This window comes from Pseudomonas sp. FBCC-B1565, assembly GCF_059133265.1.
In genome coordinates, this window is record NZ_CP101438.1 from 1,628,536 (window position 1) to 1,647,238 (window position 18,703).

The window sequence follows — 18,703 nt, forward strand, 5'->3', positions numbered from 1 at the left end:
CTCAATAACCGTGAGCCCGAGGACTGACCCCAACCCCTTTTTGGAGTACTGCCATGAGCGCCAACGTCGACCAGAACAACCGTCCCGAGTACGACCAGGTCCTGCAGGACATCGCCGACTATGTCCTCACTTACCGGATCGATTCCCAGGCCGCATTGGACACCGCCCGCAACTGCCTGATGGACACGCTGGGCTGCGGCCTGCTGGCCCTGCGTTTCCCGGAGTGCACCAAGCACCTGGGGCCGGTGGTCGAGGGCACGGTGGTGCCGTTCGGCGCTCGTGTACCGGGCACTTCGTTCCGGCTGGATCCGGTCAAGGCGGCGTGGGACATCGGCTGCATCGTACGTTGGCTCGACTACAACGATACCTGGCTCGCCGCCGAGTGGGGCCACCCGTCGGACAACCTCGGCGGCATTCTCGCCGTGGCCGACCACCTGTCGCAAAAGCGCGTGGCCAACGGTGACACACCGCTGACCCTGCGCGCGGTGCTGGAAGCGATGATCATGGCCCACGAAATCCAAGGCGTGATTGCCCTGGAAAACTCGTTCAACCGTGTCGGCCTCGACCATGTGCTGCTGGTAAAAGTCGCCTCCACGGCGGTGACCGCCAAGCTGATGGGCGCCAACCGTGAGCAACTGCTCGCGGCCTTGTCCCACGCATTTGTCGATGGGCAGGCGTTGCGTACGTACCGGCATGCGCCGAATGCCGGTTCGCGCAAATCCTGGGCGGCGGGTGATGCCTCCAGCCGGGGTGTGCGCCTGGCGGATATCGCGATGCGCGGCGAAATGGGCATCCCCGGTGTATTAAGCGCACCGCAGTGGGGGTTCTACGACGTATTGTTCAGCCACACCAACAAGGACCTGGCGCTCAAGCCGCAGGACAAGCGCGGGTTCAGCCTGTCCCAGCCCTACGGCACCTATGTGATGGAAAACGTGCTGTTCAAGATCAGCTTCCCCGCCGAGTTCCACGCGCAAACAGCCTGCGAAGCGGCGGTGACCTTGCATCCATTGGTCAAGGATCGCCTGCAGGAAATCGAACGTATCGTCATCACCACCCATGAGTCGGCGATTCGCATCATTTCCAAGGTCGGCCAACTGGCCAACGCCGCGGACCGTGACCATTGCCTGCAATACATGACCGCCGTGCCGTTGGCGTTCGGCAATCTGGTGGCGGAGCAGTACGAAGACGAATTCCACGCCGCCCATCCGATCATCGACGCGCTGCGGGACAAAATGGTCATCGTCGAAGACCCACGCTACAGCCGCGAATACCTGGAGGCTGACAAGCGTTCCATCGCCAACGCGGTGCAGGTGTTCTTCAAGGATGGGAGCAGCACCGAGCAGGTGGCGGTGGAGTACCCGATCGGCCATCGCCGTCGCCGGGTGGATGGCATTCCGTTATTGGAAGACAAGTTCAAGGCCAACCTGGCCACACGGTTTACCGCGCAGCGCAGCGCCGAGATTTTTGCGTTGTGCAAAGATCAGGCGCGGCTTGAGGCGACGCCGGTAAACCGGTTTGTTGATCTTTTCGTGATCTAGCAGACACCCTGTATTTATCTGTGGAAACCCAATGAATGTGGGAGGGGGGGGCTCCCACAGTTCACCGTGTTCACTCGAATCGCAGTATGACTCTGCGGTTGTGTTTGCTCTTCTTCTCGATCTTCTCGCAGAACACCCGGCTGATTTCTTCGGTGTTGAGCACATGGGTGCCGCCGCACGGTTGGATATCGATGCCGGCGATTTCAATCACCCGCACCGCACCCTGAATCACCGGCGGTGCCACCGCTTGGGTGCGGGTGATCTGCAGCAGGGTGGCGTACTCGGTGGCCGGCATCGACAGGGTTTTCACCGGGTGGGCCTGTTCGATCAGCGCATTGAGGTCGCGGGTGATGCGGTCTTTGTCGAGGGTCATTTCCGGCAGGTCGAAATCCAGGCGGCCTTTGTCTGCGCTGATGCTGCATCCGGTGACCGGCGCGTCGATGATCGAGCACAACAGGTGCAGGCAGGTGTGCATCTTCATGTGCTGGTAGCGCCGGTCCCAGTCGAGGCCGGCGTCCACCTGCACTCCGGCGGTCAATTGCTCGGGGCAGTGTTCCACCTGGTGCCAGATGATCGAGCGCTGCACCGGGTCGCGCACTGTGCCGGTCACTTCGACCCGCGTACCGTCCGCCAGGGTGAGGTGCCCCGTGTCGCCTGGCTGCCCGCCCCCGGTGGGGTAGAACAACGTGTGTTCCAGGGCGACGCCGTGTTCGCTGACGGCAATCACCCGGGCGCTGAAGGCGTTCTGGTAGGGCGCGCTGTCGAACAGCGCCAGGGTTTCCATGGTGTGCACGGACATGTTCAACCTCCAACGATCAATGGGCTGGCTTGCAACAGGGAACGCACCATCGCACTCAAGCCAGGCGGGGAAAGCAGGGTGATTTCAAATTCCGGGCCGCAGACCTTCAGGTTCAGCGGCAGGCGTGGCAGGGGGTTGCCCGACTCGATGCGGTGCAGGCGAAATTGCAGGTGGTGACGCTCCTTCACCGTGGGCTCCAGCATCAGCCCGGGCAAGGGATGGAAGTCGGCGTCCAGCACCGTGACCTTGTGGCTCGCATTGATCTCGCCGACCACGTGCAGACGCTCATCCAGGGCGAAGGCGCCGAGGTAATTGCTGTGGTCCGACTCGTCGTTTTTTTGCAGTTGGATCTGGTTCACCACCTTCACTTTGGTGCCGGCGGGCACATCCTGGGTGATCACACAGGAGGGACTGATAAACACGTTGTCGCCGATCAGTACATAGCCGAGCACGCGGGCGCCGGAACCAACCTCGACGTTATTGCCCAGGCGTGGGTGGCGCTTGCCGTCGGGGTTGTTGGCGATGCCACGGGCGCCCAGGGTCACGCCGCAGAGGATGTAGCAGTCGTTGCCGATCTCACACGTTTCGCCGATCACGGTGCCGTAGCCGTGATCCAGTACAAAGCGCCGACCAATGCGCGCCGCCGGGTGGATCTCGGCGCCGGAAAGCACCTTGCCCTGGTTGCTCAGCTTGAGGGCGATACGCGAGAAGACGCCGTTGGTGCGGTCGGGGAAATGCCACACCAGGTGCGCCAGCCGGTAATACAGCACCGCCTTGAACGACGCGTAGGACTCCAGGATCAGCTCACCGCGCCCACGGGATGCCGGGTCGCGGTAGGCGTAGGCGATCAAATCCTCGGCCACCGCCTGGGCGGCATTCTGTACCAGCGGCGCCAGATGCGGCTCCAGCTGTTTCATCTGTGCCGGCGTGAGCGTCTTGATGAGGTGAGTCAGCAACTCATCGTGCAACTGTTGCATGTCGATAAAGCCACCCATTGAGGCACCCCCGTCGTCTGATTGGTTGGAAGACCGTTTATTCGAAACTGGGCAGGTAGCTGTCGGCATTGTCGTAGACCATGGTCAGCACCACCGTTTCGGGCGGCAGTTCCGGGGCGAGTTGGGCGACGGCCACCATGTTGGCGGCCGAAGACAAGCCCAGGCTGATGGCATCCGTGCGCATGATGCGTTTCATCATGTCGATGCAGTCCTGGCGCGAGACCTTGAGCATGCCGTCGATCACGTCCAGGTTGAGGATGCTCGGGATCAGGCCGATCGACAGGCCCTGGATATGGTGCGGCGCATGCTGGTTTTTCAGCAGGTCGCATTCTTCCGGCTCCACCCCCATGACGCGCAGCCCCGGCCAGGCGGCTTTCAAGGTTTCGCCAATCCCGGTGATATGCCCACCGGTGCCGATTCCGCTGACAAAGTAGTCGGCGCGACGCTCGCCGAACGCACGCAGGATTTCCGGTGCGGTGGTGTCGCGATGGGTCTGTGGGTTGGCGCCGTTGCGTTGCTGGTTGAGCATCACGTAGCTGGGGTTTTCCAGCTGCAATTCCATGCACTTTTCGCCGTGGGAGTTGTTGCCCAGGCGGCTGTCCGACAGCACCACCTTGGCCCCGTACAGGCGCAGCAGCTTCTGTTTTTCGGGGCTGTAGTTGTCGGGGATCACCAGCACGACCTTGTAGCCCAGCACATTGCCGGCCATGACCAGGCCGATACCGGTATTGCCGCCGCTGGGCTCGATGATGGTTTGCCCGGAGTCACGGATCAGCACGCCCCGGCGTTCGGCGTCGAGGATCATGCCCAGGGCGATGCGCGCCTTGTGGCTGCCGCCCGGGTTGAGGGATTCGAGCTTGGCGTAGACCTCAATGCCGAGGTCTTCGGAGAACTGCGCCAGGCGCACGATCGGCGTTTGGCCGATCACCTCGAGAATCGAGTTGTGCAACATCATTCAGTCCTCGGCTCAATACAAGGGCATGTCGGGTTCGACGTCGCGAACCCAATGCTTCATGCCGCCCTGCAGGACTTTGGTATTGGCGAAACCCGCCGCCAGCAAGGTACTGGCGGCTTGCTCGGCGCGGGTGCCGGCGTAGCAGATCAGGTAGTGGGTGTTGTCCCGGCTGAGGCGGTCGAGCTGATCGTCCAGTTCGGCCAGGGGGATATGCACCACACCTGGCAATTTGCATACCTCCAGTTCGCTGGCATCACGCACGTCCAGCAACACATCGACGCTGCGCGGGTGTTCGAGCAATTGCTTGAGTACACGGGGCTTTATGTAGCGCTCCTCGGCCAGGGACGGTCGGCTGGGCATGGCGTCTGCACAGACAGCCGGTGCCACGCTTTCGTTATGGCGCAGTTCGGAGCAGCACGGGCAGTCGGCACGGCGCTTGAAGCGGATCTCGCTGAACTTCATCGCCAGCGCATCGAAGCGCATCAAGCGGCCAGACAGCGGTTCGCCAATGCCGATCAACAGCTTGATGGCCTCGGTGGCCTGGATCATCCCGACCACACCGGGCAACACGCCGATCACGCCACCGGCGCTGCAATTGGGCGCCAGTTCGGCGGGCGGCGCGCTGGGGAACAGGCAGCGGTAGCAGGGCCCACCTTTATAGTTGAGCACGCTGATCTGCCCGTCGAAGCGGTAGATGGCGCCGTATACCAACGGCTTGCCCAGCTGCACGCAGGCGTCGTTGACCAGGTAGCGGGTGTCGAAATTGTCGGTGCCGTCGATCACCAGGTCGTATGCGCCCACCAGTTCCAGGGCGTTATCGGCATTCAGGGCGGTGTCGTGGGCATTGATCTGGATATGACGGTTGAGGTCTTGCAGACGTTGCTTGGCGGACTCGACCTTGGGCATGCCCAGCGTGCTGTTGCCGTGGACGATCTGGCGTTGCAGGTTGCTGCTTTCCACCACATCGAAGTCCACCAGCCCCAGGGTGCCGACGCCGGCTGCTGCCAGGTACAGGCTGATCGGTGAGCCCAGGCCACCGGTGCCGATGATCAGCACCTTGGCTTTCTTGAGGTTCAACTGGCCTTCGCGGCCGACGCCGGGCAGGGTGATGTGGCGCACGTAGCGCTGGACTTCTTCATTGCTCAGTGCGTCGACATCCATGCCGCCCGACGTGGCGAGCAGCACTTCGATCCGGGCTTTTTCCGGTAGTGGGTCGTCGGCGCCCACTAACTCTTCCTCGGCGGTAAACAGGAAGTGTTCCTTGAGCTGGTTGTTCTTCTCGTGGAACAGGTGGGGACGTAACTGCGGGTGGCTGCTGCAGAGGTTTTCAATGACTTCGCGCAATGTCGTTCCGGCGCCCTCGAGGGTCGATTCCGGCAGCTTGGCCACGCGAACCAGAATGTCGGGGAAAGAGACAGCGTTCATGGACAACTCCGTGTGCAGGTCGTTGAAAGGTTGAAGGGCGAAATGCTTGCCATCCCAGGCAAACAGCTTGGAACCGAGGGCCTGGCCCTGGCGAACGTCGACCACCAGGTAGCTGACGGGGTAGATCGGTTCACCCATGAACAGCGCCTTGTCCTCGTCTTCGTCGCTGAAATAGGCGCCGACATCCGGGTGGGAGTGATAGATCACCACCACCGGGTTGTCGCTGCGAAACGCCTTGCTCAGCAGCAGGGTGTCGGCCACCGAGAATGTGTAGCCGTTGGCGGCGCTGCGCGGGTACATCTCGGGGTTCTTGCGGTGCAGCTCGTTCTGGATATTGCTGCCCAGGTACACGCTGCCGTCGGCGAAGACAAAACCACAGCACTCCTCGGGGTAGCTGCGGCTGGCGTGGGCGTAGATCTGTTCCAGGGCTTCGGGGCGGAGGACGTCCATGTTTCTCTCGCGTGGTGGTAGGAGGGTCAATTTTTCTTGGCCAAGAGTTTTTCAACCGGCAACTTGGTGATCGCAAAGCCGGCCAGCAGGATGGCCGAGTAGAGCATCAGGTCGCGGGAAATCGACACGCCTTCGTACCAGGCGCCGATGATCACCGCGAACACCGGGAAGATGATAAACACGAACGACAGGATGATCGGGCTCAAGCGCTTGAGCAGCATGAAATACACGATGAACCCACCCACCGAGGCCACCAGCCCCAGGTAGAACAGCGCACCCCACGACCGTAGGGTGATGGCTTCGAAGGTCGGCGCTTCAAACCACAGCCCGGCGACGAACAGCATCAGCCCGGCAATACCGATGGGCAGGGTGTTGTAGGTGATTACGCTGATGGCGCTGCCTTTCTGCTTGGTGATGACGTAGCACAAGGCATGCATGATCGCGGCGGTCAGAATCGCCAGTACCCCGAAGAACTCGGCGTGGTCCAGGTGCAGACCCTGGCTCTTGATGATCATGTAGAGGCTGCCGAAGCCGATACCGATACCGACCACCTGGGAAAAGTAGATGCGTTCGCGCAGGAACAGCGCGGAGAAAATCAGGATGAACACCGGCATGCAACTGAACAGCAGCGCGGTGAGGCCGGACGAGACATGCATCTCGCCGTAGTTGAGCAGGTAGTAGGGCACGCTGAAGTAGGACAGGGTCACGAACACGAAGAACCAGCGACTCTCGCGGGGAAACAGGATCGGTTCGCGGCGCACCATGGCAAAACACAGGAACAGCGGGAAGGCGATGAGGAAGCGCAGGCCGGCGGAGGTCAGCGGCGGCACGCTCTCCACGGCAATCTTGATACCCAGCCAGGTGGTGCCCCAACTCAGGCACACGATCAGGAACATCACACTGGTGATCAGCCCGGCCAGCCACTGTTTTTGGGTTTTGGTCTTGGCGGTGTTTTCGAGAACGGCGGACATTGGCATCGTTTATTGCTTCCCTGAGCCGGAATTGAACTCTATATTGAGCTTGTAATGAGTTGTAAAATTCGGCGATTGAACCCGTAAAAGCACACTATTAGGGCGAAAGATGGCTGTCAAAACAAATATTGACATGGTGTCAATTATGCGTGAGGGGTTGTCCAACGGTCAGGGCGTGAAGTACAAGCGACTGTCCGATGTCATGGAACGGGGCATCCTTGAAGGCTTGATTGAGCCAGGAAGAAAACTGCCGCCCCATCGGGTACTTTCCGACAATCTTGGCGTCACGATCGGCACCATCAGCCGTGCCTACGGCGAACTGGAACGCCTGGGGCTGGTGGTGGCGCGGGTGGGTGACGGTACCTTCGTGCGCAAGCGTGGGATGGAGCGCCAGCGCGATGAAGGCTTTCGCAACTTCAGCGAAGAACCGCGCCAGTACTTCGACATGAGCCGCAACATGCACATCCCGGGGCAGGAGACGGTGTTCCTGGCCCAGAGCTTCCAAACCCTGTCGACCAACGCCAAGTTCCTCCAGGACATCAGTGCCTACACGCCAGACGCTGGTCTGCCGCGCTACCGTGAAGCCGGTGCGCAATGGCTGGTGCAGCGCGATTTTCATCCGATCCCCGAGCAGGTCATCTGCGTCAACGGCGGCCAGCACGGCTTGCTCTGCTCGATGATGGCACTGTTGCGGGCTGGCGATACGGTGGTCACTGAACAGCTGACTTATCCCGGCCTGATCACCGCCGCGCGCATGCTGGGTATCCGGCTGATCGGTCTGGAGATGGACGAAGAAGGCGTGCTGCCGAGCGCGCTGGACGAAGTCTGTCGTAATCACCGGATTTCAGCGCTGTACTGCACGCCCACCATCCAGAACCCCACCACCGCTGTGCTCTCGGTGGCGCGTCGCGAAGCGTTGGTCAAAGTCTGTCGCGAACACAATCTGCTGATTCTTGAGGACGAAGCCCACGGTGTACTGGTGGAGGATCGGCCGCCGCCCCTCAGCCATTTCGCCCCTGAGCGTACGATTTTGATCAGCAGCCTGAGCAAGGCGGTGTCCGCCGGGCTGCGTGTGGGCTATGTGCATGCGCCGCCCGCACTGGTCAGCCGTATTTCGGCGGCCCTGCGTTCGACCTGCTGGATGGCCACGCCCGTCACCCTCGAGCTGGCGACCCAGTGGATCGAGAACGGCACGGCGGAATACCTGCTGCGCCAGCAGATCAACGAGATCAGCCGCCGCAAGGCGCTGGTCCGCGACCTGCTGGCGGGCCTGGAATACCGCACCCATCTCAACAGCCCGCACTTCTGGATAGAAGTGCCGGAGCCATGGCGGGCGTCGGAGATCGAGGCCGAGCTCAAGCAGAATAATTACCTGATCGCCACCGCCGAGGCCTTTGCCGTGGGGCAGACGGCGGTGCCGCAGTTTATCCGGGCGAGTATCTGCAATACGTCGGGGGATGATCAGTTGTTGCGGGCGGGGTTTGATGCGCTGGCCACGGCGCTGGGGCAGGGGGGAGGAAGGTTTCAGCTGTAGGCAGGTTCACCGCGTTATCGTTCTTCGCAGGCAAGCCAGCTCCCACATTTTGACCGCATTCCAGAGCTGGAACTCGGTCAACTGTGGGAGCGGGCTTGCCCGCGAAGAGGCCAGTCCAGGCGCCACCCTTACTTGAACCTGCGCTCCACGCCTTTCTCCACCAGAATCTTCGCGGAAATCTCTTCCACCGAGAAATGCGTGGAATTGATGTGCGCAATATTCTCCCGGCGGAACAGATTTTCTACTTCGCGCACTTCAAACTCACACTGGGCATAGCTCGAATAGCGACTGTTGGGCTTGCGCTCATTGCGGATTGCGGTGAGGCGGTCCGGATCGATGGTCAGCCCGAACAGCTTGTGCGAATGCGCGCGCAGGGCCGCCGGCAGCGTCAGGTGCTCCATGTCGTCTTCGGTCAGCGGGTAATTGGCCGCGCGAATCCCGAACTGCATGGCCATGTACAGGCAGGTGGGCGTTTTGCCGCAGCGCGACACGCCGACCAGGATCAGGTCGGCCTTGTCATAGTAGTGCGTACGGGCGCCGTCGTCGTTGTCGAGGGCGAAGTTCACCGCCTCGATACGCTCCATATAGTTGGAGTTGTGCCCAATGGAATGGGACTTTCCGACCGAATAGGAGGAGTGTTCACTCAACTCCTGCTCCAATGGCGCCAGGAAGGTCGAGAAAATATCGATCATGAAACCATTCGACGTTGCGAGAATCTCACGGATGTCTTGATTGACGATGGTGTCGAAAATGATCGGGCGGAACCCGTCTTTTTCAGCCGCCAGATTGATTTGTTGTACCATGGCCCGCGCTTTATCCACGCTGTCGATGTACGGCCGCGTGAATTTGGCGAAGGTAATGTTTTCGAACTGCGCGAGCAGGCTTTGACCCAGTGTTTCGGCTGTGATGCCGGTGCCGTCGGAGATAAAGAAAGCAGATCGTTTCATTTGAGCCCTGGGCCTTAAGCTGATGGCGAATCTTGGATATGATAGGCGCGATTTTGCCGTCCCGCAGTGGGCCGCATTCTCACTTATTTTCCAGGTCCAGGCCACAAGCGCTGGCGAATGCTCCTACTGAGCAGCCGGCGTCCTGAGCTTTTCCAACACAGAAAGTGGAGAGATCACCTTGGTAGAGTACGTAGTTTCCCTCGATAAGCTCGGCGTCCATGATGTAGAGCACGTGGGGGGCAAGAACGCATCCCTCGGCGAGATGATCAGTAATCTTGCAGGCGCAGGTGTGTCGGTGCCCGGTGGTTTCGCCACCACGGCCCAGGCTTACCGCGATTTCCTCGAACTGAGCGGCCTCAACGCTCAGATCCACGCCGCGCTGGACGCCCTGGACGTCGATGACGTCAATGCCCTGGCCAAGACCGGCGCCCAGATCCGCCAATGGATCATGGAAGCCGAGTTCCCCGAGAAGCTCAACGAAGAGATCCGTACCGCCTTCGCCACCCTGTCGGCCGGCAACCCGGACATGGCCGTCGCCGTGCGCTCCTCGGCCACCGCCGAAGACCTGCCGGACGCCTCCTTCGCCGGCCAGCAAGAGACCTTTCTGAATATTCGCGGCGTGGAAAACGTTATCCGCGCAGCCAAGGAAGTGTTCGCCTCGCTGTTCAACGATCGCGCGATTTCCTACCGTGTGCACCAGGGTTTCGACCACAAGCTGGTGGCCTTGTCTGCCGGTGTGCAGCGCATGGTGCGTTCGGAAACCGGCACTGCCGGCGTGATGTTCACCCTCGATACCGAATCGGGCTTCCGTGACGTGGTGTTCATCACCGGCGCCTACGGCCTGGGTGAAACCGTCGTACAGGGCGCGGTCAACCCCGACGAATTCTACGTACACAAGGGCACCCTCGAAGCGGGCCGCCCGGCCATCCTGCGCCGTAACCTGGGTAGCAAGGCTATCAAGATGATCTACGGCGACGAGGCCAAGGCCGGTCGTTCGGTGAAAACCGTTGAAGTCGACAAGGCCGAACGCGCGCGTTTCTGCCTGACCGACGCTGAAGTCAGCGAGCTGGCCAAGCAAGCGATGATCATCGAAAAGCACTACAAGTGCCCGATGGACATCGAGTGGGCCAAGGACGGTGACGACGGCAAGCTGTACATCGTGCAAGCCCGTCCGGAAACCGTGAAAAGCCGCACGTCGGCCAATGTCATGGAGCGCTACCTGCTCAAAGAAACCGGCACCGTGCTGGTGGAAGGCCGTGCCATCGGCCAGCGCATCGGCGCCGGCAAGGTGCGGATCATCAAGGACGTGTCCGAGATGGACAAGGTCCAGCCAGGTGACGTACTGGTCTCCGACATGACCGACCCGGACTGGGAACCGGTGATGAAACGCGCGAGCGCCATCGTCACCAACCGTGGCGGGCGTACCTGCCACGCGGCGATCATCGCCCGTGAACTGGGGATCCCTGCGGTAGTCGGTTGCGGCAACGCCACCCAACTGCTCAAGGACGGCCAGGGCGTGACCGTGTCCTGCGCCGAAGGCGACACCGGTTTCATCTTCGAAGGTGAACTGGGCTTCGACATCAAGCAGAACTCCATCGACGCTATGCCGGACCTGCCGTTCAAGATCATGATGAACGTCGGCAACCCTGACCGTGCCTTCGACTTCGCGCAATTGCCGAATGCCGGTGTGGGCCTGGCCCGCCTGGAATTCATCATCAACCGCATGATCGGCGTGCACCCCAAGGCCCTGTTGAACTATGACGGCCTGCCGCTGGACATCAAGGAAAGCGTCGACAAGCGCATCGCCGGCTACAACGACCCGGTGGGCTTCTATGTCGAGAAGCTGGTGGAAGGCATCAGCACCCTGGCGGCGGCGTTCTACCCGAAAAAGGTCATCGTGCGTCTGTCGGACTTCAAGTCCAACGAATACGCCAACCTGATCGGTGGCAAGCTCTACGAGCCGGAAGAAGAAAACCCGATGTTGGGCTTCCGTGGCGCCTCGCGTTACATCAGCGAAGCGTTCCGTGATTGCTTCGAACTCGAATGCCGCGCCCTCAAACGCGTGCGCAACGAGATGGGCCTGACCAACGTCGAGATCATGGTGCCGTTCGTGCGCACCCTGGGCGAAGCGAGCCAGGTGGTGGACTTGCTGGCGGAAAACGGCCTGTCCCGTGGCGAAAACGGCCTGCGCGTGATCATGATGTGCGAATTGCCGTCCAACGCCATCCTGGCCGAAGAGTTCCTGGAGTTCTTCGACGGTTTCTCCATCGGCTCCAACGACCTGACCCAGCTGACCCTGGGCCTGGACCGCGATTCCGGGATCATCGCCCACCTGTTCGACGAGCGAAACCCTGCGGTCAAGAAGCTGCTGGCCAATGCCATCCAGGCCTGTAACAAGGCCGGCAAGTACATCGGCATCTGCGGCCAAGGCCCTTCCGACCATCCTGACCTGGCCAAATGGCTGATGGAACAGGGCATCGAAAGTGTCTCGTTGAACCCCGATTCCGTGCTGGAAACCTGGTTCTTCCTGGCGGAAGGCCAAGCGTCCGCCTAAGATCGTCATGTCAAAAGTGCCGGTCACCCGATAAGGGTGACCGGCATTCTTATCTGTGCAGGGCGGAACTCCTTCCGGACGCCGCCCTTTTTTGTGCAAGAGCATTATGCAAAGCAGCAGCAAACTGTTTCCCGTCGCCCTGATCAGCGCTGAACGTCGTGGCGACCTGAGTGAAGATGTTTACCGCCTCAAACCCGGTAACAGCCCCGACGGCACCGTCGAGCTGGCGGTTACCCGTCTGGGCCTGGCCGATGTCCCGGAAAACCGGGGCATTGCGGTTATTTTATTGCATGGCAGTTTTTCCAATCGGCGCTTCTGGTATTCGCCCAAAGGCATCGGCCTGGGGGCTTACCTGGCCCGTCAGGGGTTTGATGTGTGGATCCCGGAAATGCGTGGTCATGGTTTGTCCAAGCGCAATCATGACTACGCACGCAACCGCGTCGCTGACTATGCGCGCTACGACTTGCCGGCCATTGGCGCGTTTGTGCGCGAGCAAAGCGGGCAGGTTCCCCACTGGATCGGCCATTCCCTGGGCGGCACCAGCCTGGCTGCAGCGCTTGGCGGGAAGCACCTTGGCGCGCCAGCCGTGGCTTCTGTAGCGTTGTTTGGCTGCCAGGTCAGCCGCACCCACTGGCCGTTGAAACTGCCACCGGTGGAGTGGACGGGGCGCTTGCTCTTGAAACGCTTCGGCGAAGTGTCTGGCTCGCGCCTCAAGCGTGGCCCGGAGGACGAGCCGGCAGGTGTGATGATCGAAGCCATGCGCTGGAACGGCCTGTTTGGCCGCTTTGGCGAAGGCAAGAACGACTGGTGGAAAGGCCTGGCAGACGTGGATGTGCCGTTGTTGGCGGTCAGTGCCGCCGGCGACCATCAGGACCCTGACTGGGCGTGTCGCAAGCTGTTCGAGCAGGTCGGCTCCGAGCACCGTCAATACCTGTGCCTGGGCCGCCAGCAAGGGTTTACCGAAGATTTCGGGCACGTTGAAATGCTCGTCAGCAAAGCTGCCCAGGCCGAAGTGTGGCCGCTGGTGGTGCAATGGCTGAACGACCCGCTCACACCCTTGTTCGGCGTGCAGCCCGAGGTGCTGGCCACGGGTTGAGGGCAGGGCTCTGCCAAGGGCGTTTCACTCGTGTGTGGTTGCGGCTAAGATATGACGCGTTAAACGCTTCTGGTCATATTCAGTCGCGCAGTGGCTATTGCGTTGCGGCGAAGTGGATGGGATGTTTCGCACCTGCTTGGGCTGGCGCTTCTTTTGAAAGACGCTTCTTTGACGGAAAGGAATTGTTCAATGAACCATTACGTGACCCCCGACCTGTGCGACGCGTACCCGGAGCTGGTGCAGGTGCTTGAGCCGATGTTCAGCAACTTCGGCGGCCGAGATTCCTTCGGTGGCGAGATTGTCACCATCAAATGCTTCGAAGATAACTCTCTGGTCAAGGAACAGGCAGACCAGCCTGGCGCCGGCAAGGTGCTGGTGGTTGACGGTGGCGGTTCCCTGCGCCGTGCGCTGCTGGGTGACATGATCGCCGAGAAGGCCGCGAGAAACGGCTGGGAAGGGCTGGTGATCTACGGCTGCATCCGCGATGTCGACGTCATTGCCCAGACCGACCTGGGCGTGCAGGCCCTGGCCAGCCACCCGATGAAGACCGACAAGCGTGGCATCGGCGACTTGAACGTGGTGGTCACCTTTGCCGGGGTGACGTTCCGTCCGGGCGAGTACATCTATGCCGACAACAACGGCGTGATCGTGTCGCCCAGCCCGCTGAAAATGCCTGAATAAACTGCAATAACCGACGGGGTGAGGATGTTCGAGGAAGAAAACGCGCAATGGGGCCTGGTGCATGCCCTGGTGCTGGACGGTAAAGGCGGTGCGCGTTCGATTGCACGGACAGAGCTCGACGACTTGCAACTGCAGCCCCAGGAAAGCCTGTGGCTGCATTGGGATCGCAGTCATCCGCAAACCCAGACCTGGCTGCGCAAATCCAGTGGCCTGAGCGAGTTCGCCTGTGACCTGTTGCTGGAGGAGAACACCCGCCCGCGCCTGTTGCCGCTGCCGGACTCGCAATTGCTGCTGTTCTTGCGAGGGGTCAACCTCAACCCCGGTGCTGAACCGGAGGACATGGTCTCGGTGCGCATCTTTGCTGCGGCCAGCCGGGTGATTTCCCTGCGGTTGCGCCCGTTGCGCGCCACCGACGAACTGCTGGTGCAATTGGCGGACGGCAAGGGGCCGAAGACCGCCTCTGAACTCATCCTTTATATGGCTCAGTACCTCACCAATAAAGTGCAGGATCTGGTCTCCGACCTGTCCGAAATCGTCGACATAGAGGAAGAAAAACTCGATACCGACGAACGGTATACCCCGGAACATGGCAGCGTTTTGCAGATCCGTCGACGGGCGGCCGGGCTCAAGCGATTCCTGGCGCCGCAGCGGGATATTTTTGCCCAGCTCACGCGCATCAAATTGCCGTGGTTCTGTGACGACGATGCCGACTATTGGAACGAATTGAACAACAGCCTCACCCGTTATCTGGAAGAGCTCGAATTGACCCGAGAGCGCGTGGGGCTTGTGCTGGAGGCCGAAGACCGGCGTTTGAGCGTGCGTATGAACCGCACCATGTACCGCTTCGGAATCATCACCGGGATCTTCCTGCCGATGAGTTTTCTCACCGGCTTGCTGGGTATCAATGTGGGCGGGATTCCATTCTCTGCCAGCCCCTATGGATTCATGATTGCGTGCCTGTTGATGGTCTCGGTGGCGCTTGGACAATGGTGGCTTTTTCGACGATTACGCTGGGTTTGACCTGAATATGAGCTGAACGTAGGAAGGGTCCTATGTGACCCCAAGAATTTAACCCTCGTCTTTTAAATCACTTGCGAGAGGTCCTTATGCACGATCCGTTCGAACAGTCTTTGCGTGACATGCTCAATGCTTCGCCGTCCAACCGGGACGACGATGCCTGCCTGGGCCGCGTGCTGAAAACCGCCAACCGTCAGGTAGGCGCGGGTGATCTGTTCGGTCTGCTCGGGCGCTGGGTGCCGGCGTTGATGATGGCCCTGAACAACGGTTCGGCCCATGTCTCACCGGTTTCCCGTTGTAAACCTCTTGCTCGCACTGCTGATAAGGCTGATTGAATATGGAACTTGATCTCTGGACCCAGAGCCTGGTCACCGCGATGACCGCATTGTGGACCAAGGTGGCGAATTTCATTCCCAACCTGTTTGGTGCCTTGGTGCTGGTGCTGCTGGGCTTTGTCGTGGCCAAGCTGCTCGACACCCTGCTGTCCAAACTGCTCGCGAAACTGGGCCTCGACCGCCTGATGGCGGGCACCGGCCTGACCAAGCTGTTGGGACGTGCCGGGCTGCAAGTGCCGATCTCGACATTGATCGGCAAGATCGTTTATTGGTTTGTTTTGCTGATTTTCCTGGTTTCTGCGGCTCAATCCCTTGGACTTGAGCGAGTTTCAGCTACGCTCGACATGCTGGCGCTGTATTTGCCGAAGGTTTTCGGCGGCGCGCTGGTGCTGCTGGTAGGCGTTTTGCTGGCGCAACTGGCCAATGGGCTGGTGCGCGGCGCCGCCGAAGGCGTGGGGTTGGACTATGCTGCCGGCCTGGGGCGAATTGCCCAGGGCCTGGTGATCATCATCAGTATTTCGGTCGCGATCAGCCAGTTGGAGGTCAAGACTGACCTGCTCAACCATGTGATTGTGATCGTTTTGATTACCGTTGGTCTGGCCGTTGCGCTGGCCATGGGCTTGGGAAGCCGGGAAATTGCCGGCCAGATTCTTGCGGGAATCTATGTGCGTGAGCTGTATCAGGTAGGGCAACAGGTGCGTGTGGGCGAGGTCGAAGGGCAAATCGAGGAGATCGGCACAGTCAAGACGACGGTGCTGACCGATGACGGCGATCTGGTGTCGTTGTCCAATCGGATTCTCCTGGAACAGCAGGTCAGTAGCCGCTAACCCGGCAAACCCTGCTAATGTACGCCGCCGCGAACCCGGCTGATCGGGCTGTGGCGGACATTGACCTGACTGTCGGCACGACTTGTTTTGAATAAAGCCCAAACGCTGTCCACGCGCTATGACCCCCGTGAGCTCTCTGATGAGGAGTTGGTCGCGCGCTCGCACACGGAGCTGTTTCACGTAACTCGCGCGTACGAAGAATTGATGCGCAGATATCAACGCACTCTGTTCAACGTTTGTTCAAGGTATTTAGGGAACGATAGAGATGCGGACGATGTCTGTCAGGAAGTGATGCTCAAGGTGCTGTACGGGCTGAAGAACTTCGAGGGCAAATCGAAGTTCAAGACATGGCTGTACAGCATCACGTACAACGAGTGCATCACGCAGTATCGGAAGGAACGGCGCAAGCGTCGCTTGATGGACGCGTTGAGTCTTGACCCCCTTGAGGAGGCGTCTGAAGAAAAGGCGCCGGCACCCGAGGAGAAGGGCGGACTTGACCGCTGGTTGGTGTATGTGAACCCGATTGACCGGGAAATTCTGGTGCTACGATTTGTCGCAGAGCTGGAATTCCAGGAAATCGCTGACATCATGCACATGGGTTTGAGTGCTACAAAAATGCGTTACAAACGTGCTCTTGATAAATTACGTGAGAAATTTGCGGGCGAGACTGAAACTTAGTGCGTGGCAAATATCTCTTACGTGTAGGCAAGTTCTGTTAGACTTGTCGCCGAGTTGTCCCCCGGTTTGTGGGACTGCTTTACAATCACCAGATGGGGATTTAACGGATGAAACTGAAAAACACCTTGGGCTTGGCCATTGGTTCTCTTATTGCCGCTACTTCTTTCGGCGTTCTGGCACAAGGCCAAGGCGCAGTTGAAGGCGAGCTGTTCTACAAGAAGCAGTACAACGATAGCGTCAAGCACATCGAAGACGGCTTCAATCCTGGCGCTCGCATCGGTTACTTCCTGACCGACGACCTGTCCTTGAACCTGTCCTACGACAAGACCAACCACACCCGTTCGAACGACGGTACTGGTAACCAGAAGATCAAAGGCGATACCGGCAGCCTGGTTGCCCAGTATCACTTCGGTCAAGCTGGCGTAGACAGCCTGCGTCCATACGTAGAAGGCGGTTTCGGCCACCAGAGCCGTACCAACGTTCAGGCTGACGGCCACAGCGGTCGCGACCAGACTACCTTCGCTACCGTTGGTACTGGCGTGAAGTACTACTTCACCAACAACCTGTACGCTCGTGCCGGTGTTGAAGCTGACTACGGTCTGGACAACGGCAAGTGGGACTACTCCGCACTGGTCGGCCTGGGCGTGAACTTCGGCGGTAACGCTGGCGCAGCTGCTCCAGCTCCTACCCCAGCACCAGCTCCAGAGCCAACTCCAGAGCCAGAAGCTCCAGTTGCTCAGGTTGTACGTGTTGAGCTGGACGTTAAGTTCGACTTCGACAAGTCGGTTGTTAAGCCTAACAGCTACGGCGACGTGAAAAACCTGGCCGACTTCATGGCTCAGTACCCAGCTACCAACGTAGAAGTTGCTGGTCACACTGACTCCGTAGGTCCAGACGCTTACAACCAGAAGCTGTCCCAGCGTCGTGCTGACGCTGTTAAGCAAGTCCTGGTTAAAGACGGCGTTGCTCCTAGCCGTATCACCGCAGTAGGTTACGGCGAATCCCGCCCAGTTGCTGACAACGCAACTGAAGCTGGTCGTGCTGTTAACCGTCGCGTAGAAGCGTCGGTTGAAGCTCAAGCTCAGTAATTACTGAGTGGTAGAAAAAAGCCCGGCTCAGGCCGGGCTTTTTTTTCGCCTGTAATTTGTCTCAGGCGCTGGCGGCTTGAGCGAGGCAAGCGACTTGTCCTGGGGCTGCGACATGGCCAATTACCAGGATGGCCGGGCTTTTCAAGGCAAATGCCTGCGCATCTGCATACATTCGTGACAGTTCACTGCGGCATTCCCGTTGCTGAGGCAGCGATGCGTTTTCGATCATCGCCACCGGCATATCCGCCGCCATCCCGCCGTCCAGCAATTGTTGGCGAATCTCCTCCAGCTTCGCCACGCCCATGTACACCACCAAGGTAGTCCCGCCCTCGGCCAGGGCCCGCCAATTCAGGCTGCTGTCGTCCTGGGTATGCGCCGTCACCAGGGTCACGCCACGGCTCACTCCGCGCAGCGTCAGCGGAACTGCACAATTTGTCGCGCCCGCCAGCCCCGCCGTGATCCCGTTGACCAACTCTACCTCCACGCCCCTTTCACGCAGCCACATGGCTTCCTCACCGCCGCGCCCGAAAATGCACGGGTCACCGCCCTTGAGCCGCACCACGCATTTGCCCTGGCGTGCATAGCGCAGCATCAGGCGATGGATAAAGTCCTGCGGGGTCGAGCGACAGCCACCGCGTTTACCCACGGTGATCACCTGCGCTCCGACGCAGTGTTCCAGTACTGCCTGGTTGACCAGGTCATCGATCAGCACCACATCGGCCTCACGCAAGGCGCGTACCGCCTTGAGGGTCAACAGCTCCGGGTCACCGGGGCCTGCGCCCACCAGCCAGACTTTTGCGTTCATAAATTGTT

Annotated in this window: 17 protein-coding genes; 10 read left to right on the forward strand and 7 right to left on the reverse strand. The window is 60.1% G+C overall.

The features are described 5' to 3' along the window. The first annotated feature begins 53 nt into the window (after positions 1-53). A complete protein-coding gene (prpD, locus tag NL123_RS07820; RefSeq protein WP_248483678.1) occupies positions 54-1,538 on the forward strand; it encodes a 2-methylcitrate dehydratase in 1,485 nt (494 codons plus the stop codon). A 70-nt stretch (positions 1,539-1,608) separates the two neighbouring features. Here the strand turns inward: prpD and NL123_RS07825 are convergent, their stop codons facing one another. The 5 genes from NL123_RS07825 to NL123_RS07845 are packed head-to-tail and all read right to left on the reverse strand — an operon-like array spanning position 1,609 to position 7,082. Beyond that, positions 1,609-2,337: an alanyl-tRNA editing protein gene (locus tag NL123_RS07825; protein WP_494357532.1), complete on the reverse strand. Its 729-nt coding sequence runs from the start codon at positions 2,335-2,337 to the stop codon at positions 1,609-1,611. Between the two features lie 2 nt (positions 2,338-2,339). After that, on the reverse strand, positions 2,340-3,332 hold the full coding sequence (locus NL123_RS07830) for a serine O-acetyltransferase (protein ID WP_248483676.1): 993 nt from the start codon (positions 3,330-3,332) through the stop codon (positions 2,340-2,342). Positions 3,333-3,369: 37 nt separating this feature from the next. Beyond that, entirely contained in the window at positions 3,370-4,284 is a 915-nt protein-coding gene (locus tag NL123_RS07835; protein ID WP_071491545.1) for a PLP-dependent cysteine synthase family protein, read from the reverse strand. A gap of 15 nt (positions 4,285-4,299) precedes the next feature. Beyond that, complete coding sequence (gene moeB / locus NL123_RS07840; protein ID WP_494357533.1) at positions 4,300-6,162, reverse strand: molybdopterin-synthase adenylyltransferase MoeB; 1,863 nt, start codon at positions 6,160-6,162, stop codon at positions 4,300-4,302. A gap of 26 nt (positions 6,163-6,188) precedes the next feature. Further along, on the reverse strand, positions 6,189-7,082 hold the full coding sequence (locus NL123_RS07845) for a DMT family transporter (RefSeq protein ID WP_166794313.1): 894 nt from the start codon (positions 7,080-7,082) through the stop codon (positions 6,189-6,191). A 160-nt stretch (positions 7,083-7,242) separates the two neighbouring features. Between NL123_RS07845 and NL123_RS07850 the strand changes: the two genes are divergently transcribed. Next, complete coding sequence (locus NL123_RS07850) at positions 7,243-8,667, forward strand: aminotransferase-like domain-containing protein (RefSeq protein ID WP_248483672.1); 1,425 nt, start codon at positions 7,243-7,245, stop codon at positions 8,665-8,667. A gap of 128 nt (positions 8,668-8,795) precedes the next feature. Here the strand turns inward: NL123_RS07850 and ppsR are convergent, their stop codons facing one another. Beyond that, positions 8,796-9,614 (reverse strand): posphoenolpyruvate synthetase regulatory kinase/phosphorylase PpsR, encoded by an 819-nt coding sequence (gene ppsR, locus NL123_RS07855; protein ID WP_003193298.1) that lies wholly within the window; start codon positions 9,612-9,614, stop codon positions 8,796-8,798. Positions 9,615-9,792: 178 nt separating this feature from the next. Between ppsR and ppsA the strand changes: the two genes are divergently transcribed. From ppsA to NL123_RS07895, 8 genes are all read left to right on the forward strand, one after another. Continuing rightward, entirely contained in the window at positions 9,793-12,168 is a 2,376-nt protein-coding gene (ppsA, locus tag NL123_RS07860; RefSeq protein ID WP_025854225.1) for a phosphoenolpyruvate synthase, read from the forward strand. Positions 12,169-12,274: 106 nt separating this feature from the next. Continuing rightward, on the forward strand, positions 12,275-13,264 hold the full coding sequence (locus NL123_RS07865) for an alpha/beta fold hydrolase (RefSeq protein WP_248483670.1): 990 nt from the start codon (positions 12,275-12,277) through the stop codon (positions 13,262-13,264). 189 nt (positions 13,265-13,453) lie between these two features. Continuing rightward, entirely contained in the window at positions 13,454-13,945 is a 492-nt protein-coding gene (rraA, locus tag NL123_RS07870; RefSeq protein WP_248483668.1) for a ribonuclease E activity regulator RraA, read from the forward strand. 24 nt (positions 13,946-13,969) lie between these two features. After that, positions 13,970-14,965 (forward strand): zinc transporter ZntB, encoded by a 996-nt coding sequence (locus NL123_RS07875; RefSeq protein WP_248483666.1) that lies wholly within the window; start codon positions 13,970-13,972, stop codon positions 14,963-14,965. An 86-nt stretch (positions 14,966-15,051) separates the two neighbouring features. Then, positions 15,052-15,297, forward strand: coding sequence for a CrfX protein (locus tag NL123_RS07880; RefSeq protein ID WP_494357534.1), 246 nt, complete (start codon positions 15,052-15,054; stop codon positions 15,295-15,297). A 2-nt stretch (positions 15,298-15,299) separates the two neighbouring features. Next, positions 15,300-16,124 carry a mechanosensitive ion channel family protein gene (locus tag NL123_RS07885; protein ID WP_003175519.1) on the forward strand — a complete coding sequence of 275 codons (825 nt, stop codon included), beginning with the start codon at positions 15,300-15,302 and terminating at the stop codon, positions 16,122-16,124. An 87-nt stretch (positions 16,125-16,211) separates the two neighbouring features. Further along, the gene (gene sigX / locus NL123_RS07890) at positions 16,212-16,802 is read left to right on the forward strand and encodes an RNA polymerase sigma factor SigX (RefSeq protein WP_010208495.1); all 591 of its coding nucleotides are present in this window, start codon (positions 16,212-16,214) and stop codon (positions 16,800-16,802) included. A 107-nt stretch (positions 16,803-16,909) separates the two neighbouring features. Beyond that, positions 16,910-17,890 carry an OmpA family protein gene (locus NL123_RS07895; RefSeq protein ID WP_015885346.1) on the forward strand — a complete coding sequence of 327 codons (981 nt, stop codon included), beginning with the start codon at positions 16,910-16,912 and terminating at the stop codon, positions 17,888-17,890. 61 nt (positions 17,891-17,951) lie between these two features. Here the strand turns inward: NL123_RS07895 and cobA are convergent, their stop codons facing one another. Further along, a complete protein-coding gene (gene cobA / locus NL123_RS07900; protein WP_494357535.1) occupies positions 17,952-18,695 on the reverse strand; it encodes a uroporphyrinogen-III C-methyltransferase in 744 nt (247 codons plus the stop codon). Positions 18,696-18,703: the final 8 nt, after the last annotated feature.

Bases quoted from the DNA above. Each gene is read 5' to 3' on its own strand.
- NL123_RS07825 (WP_494357532.1), bottom strand. From the start codon at position 2,337: ATGTCCGTGCACACCATGGAAACCCTGGCGCTGTTCGACAGCGCGCCC.
- NL123_RS07875 (WP_248483666.1), top strand. From the start codon at position 13,970: ATGTTCGAGGAAGAAAACGCGCAATGGGGCCTGGTGCATGCCCTGGTG.
- NL123_RS07895 (WP_015885346.1), top strand. From the start codon at position 16,910: ATGAAACTGAAAAACACCTTGGGCTTGGCCATTGGTTCTCTTATTGCC.
- NL123_RS07850 (WP_248483672.1), top strand. From the start codon at position 7,243: ATGGCTGTCAAAACAAATATTGACATGGTGTCAATTATGCGTGAGGGG.
- NL123_RS07880 (WP_494357534.1), top strand. From the start codon at position 15,052: ATGCACGATCCGTTCGAACAGTCTTTGCGTGACATGCTCAATGCTTCG.
- ppsR (WP_003193298.1), bottom strand. From the start codon at position 9,614: ATGAAACGATCTGCTTTCTTTATCTCCGACGGCACCGGCATCACAGCC.
- cobA (WP_494357535.1), bottom strand. From the start codon at position 18,695: ATGAACGCAAAAGTCTGGCTGGTGGGCGCAGGCCCCGGTGACCCGGAG.
- NL123_RS07885 (WP_003175519.1), top strand. From the start codon at position 15,300: ATGGAACTTGATCTCTGGACCCAGAGCCTGGTCACCGCGATGACCGCA.
- NL123_RS07830 (WP_248483676.1), bottom strand. From the start codon at position 3,332: ATGGGTGGCTTTATCGACATGCAACAGTTGCACGATGAGTTGCTGACT.
- rraA (WP_248483668.1), top strand. From the start codon at position 13,454: ATGAACCATTACGTGACCCCCGACCTGTGCGACGCGTACCCGGAGCTG.
- NL123_RS07865 (WP_248483670.1), top strand. From the start codon at position 12,275: ATGCAAAGCAGCAGCAAACTGTTTCCCGTCGCCCTGATCAGCGCTGAA.
- NL123_RS07835 (WP_071491545.1), bottom strand. From the start codon at position 4,284: ATGTTGCACAACTCGATTCTCGAGGTGATCGGCCAAACGCCGATCGTG.
- moeB (WP_494357533.1), bottom strand. From the start codon at position 6,162: ATGGACGTCCTCCGCCCCGAAGCCCTGGAACAGATCTACGCCCACGCC.
- prpD (WP_248483678.1), top strand. From the start codon at position 54: ATGAGCGCCAACGTCGACCAGAACAACCGTCCCGAGTACGACCAGGTC.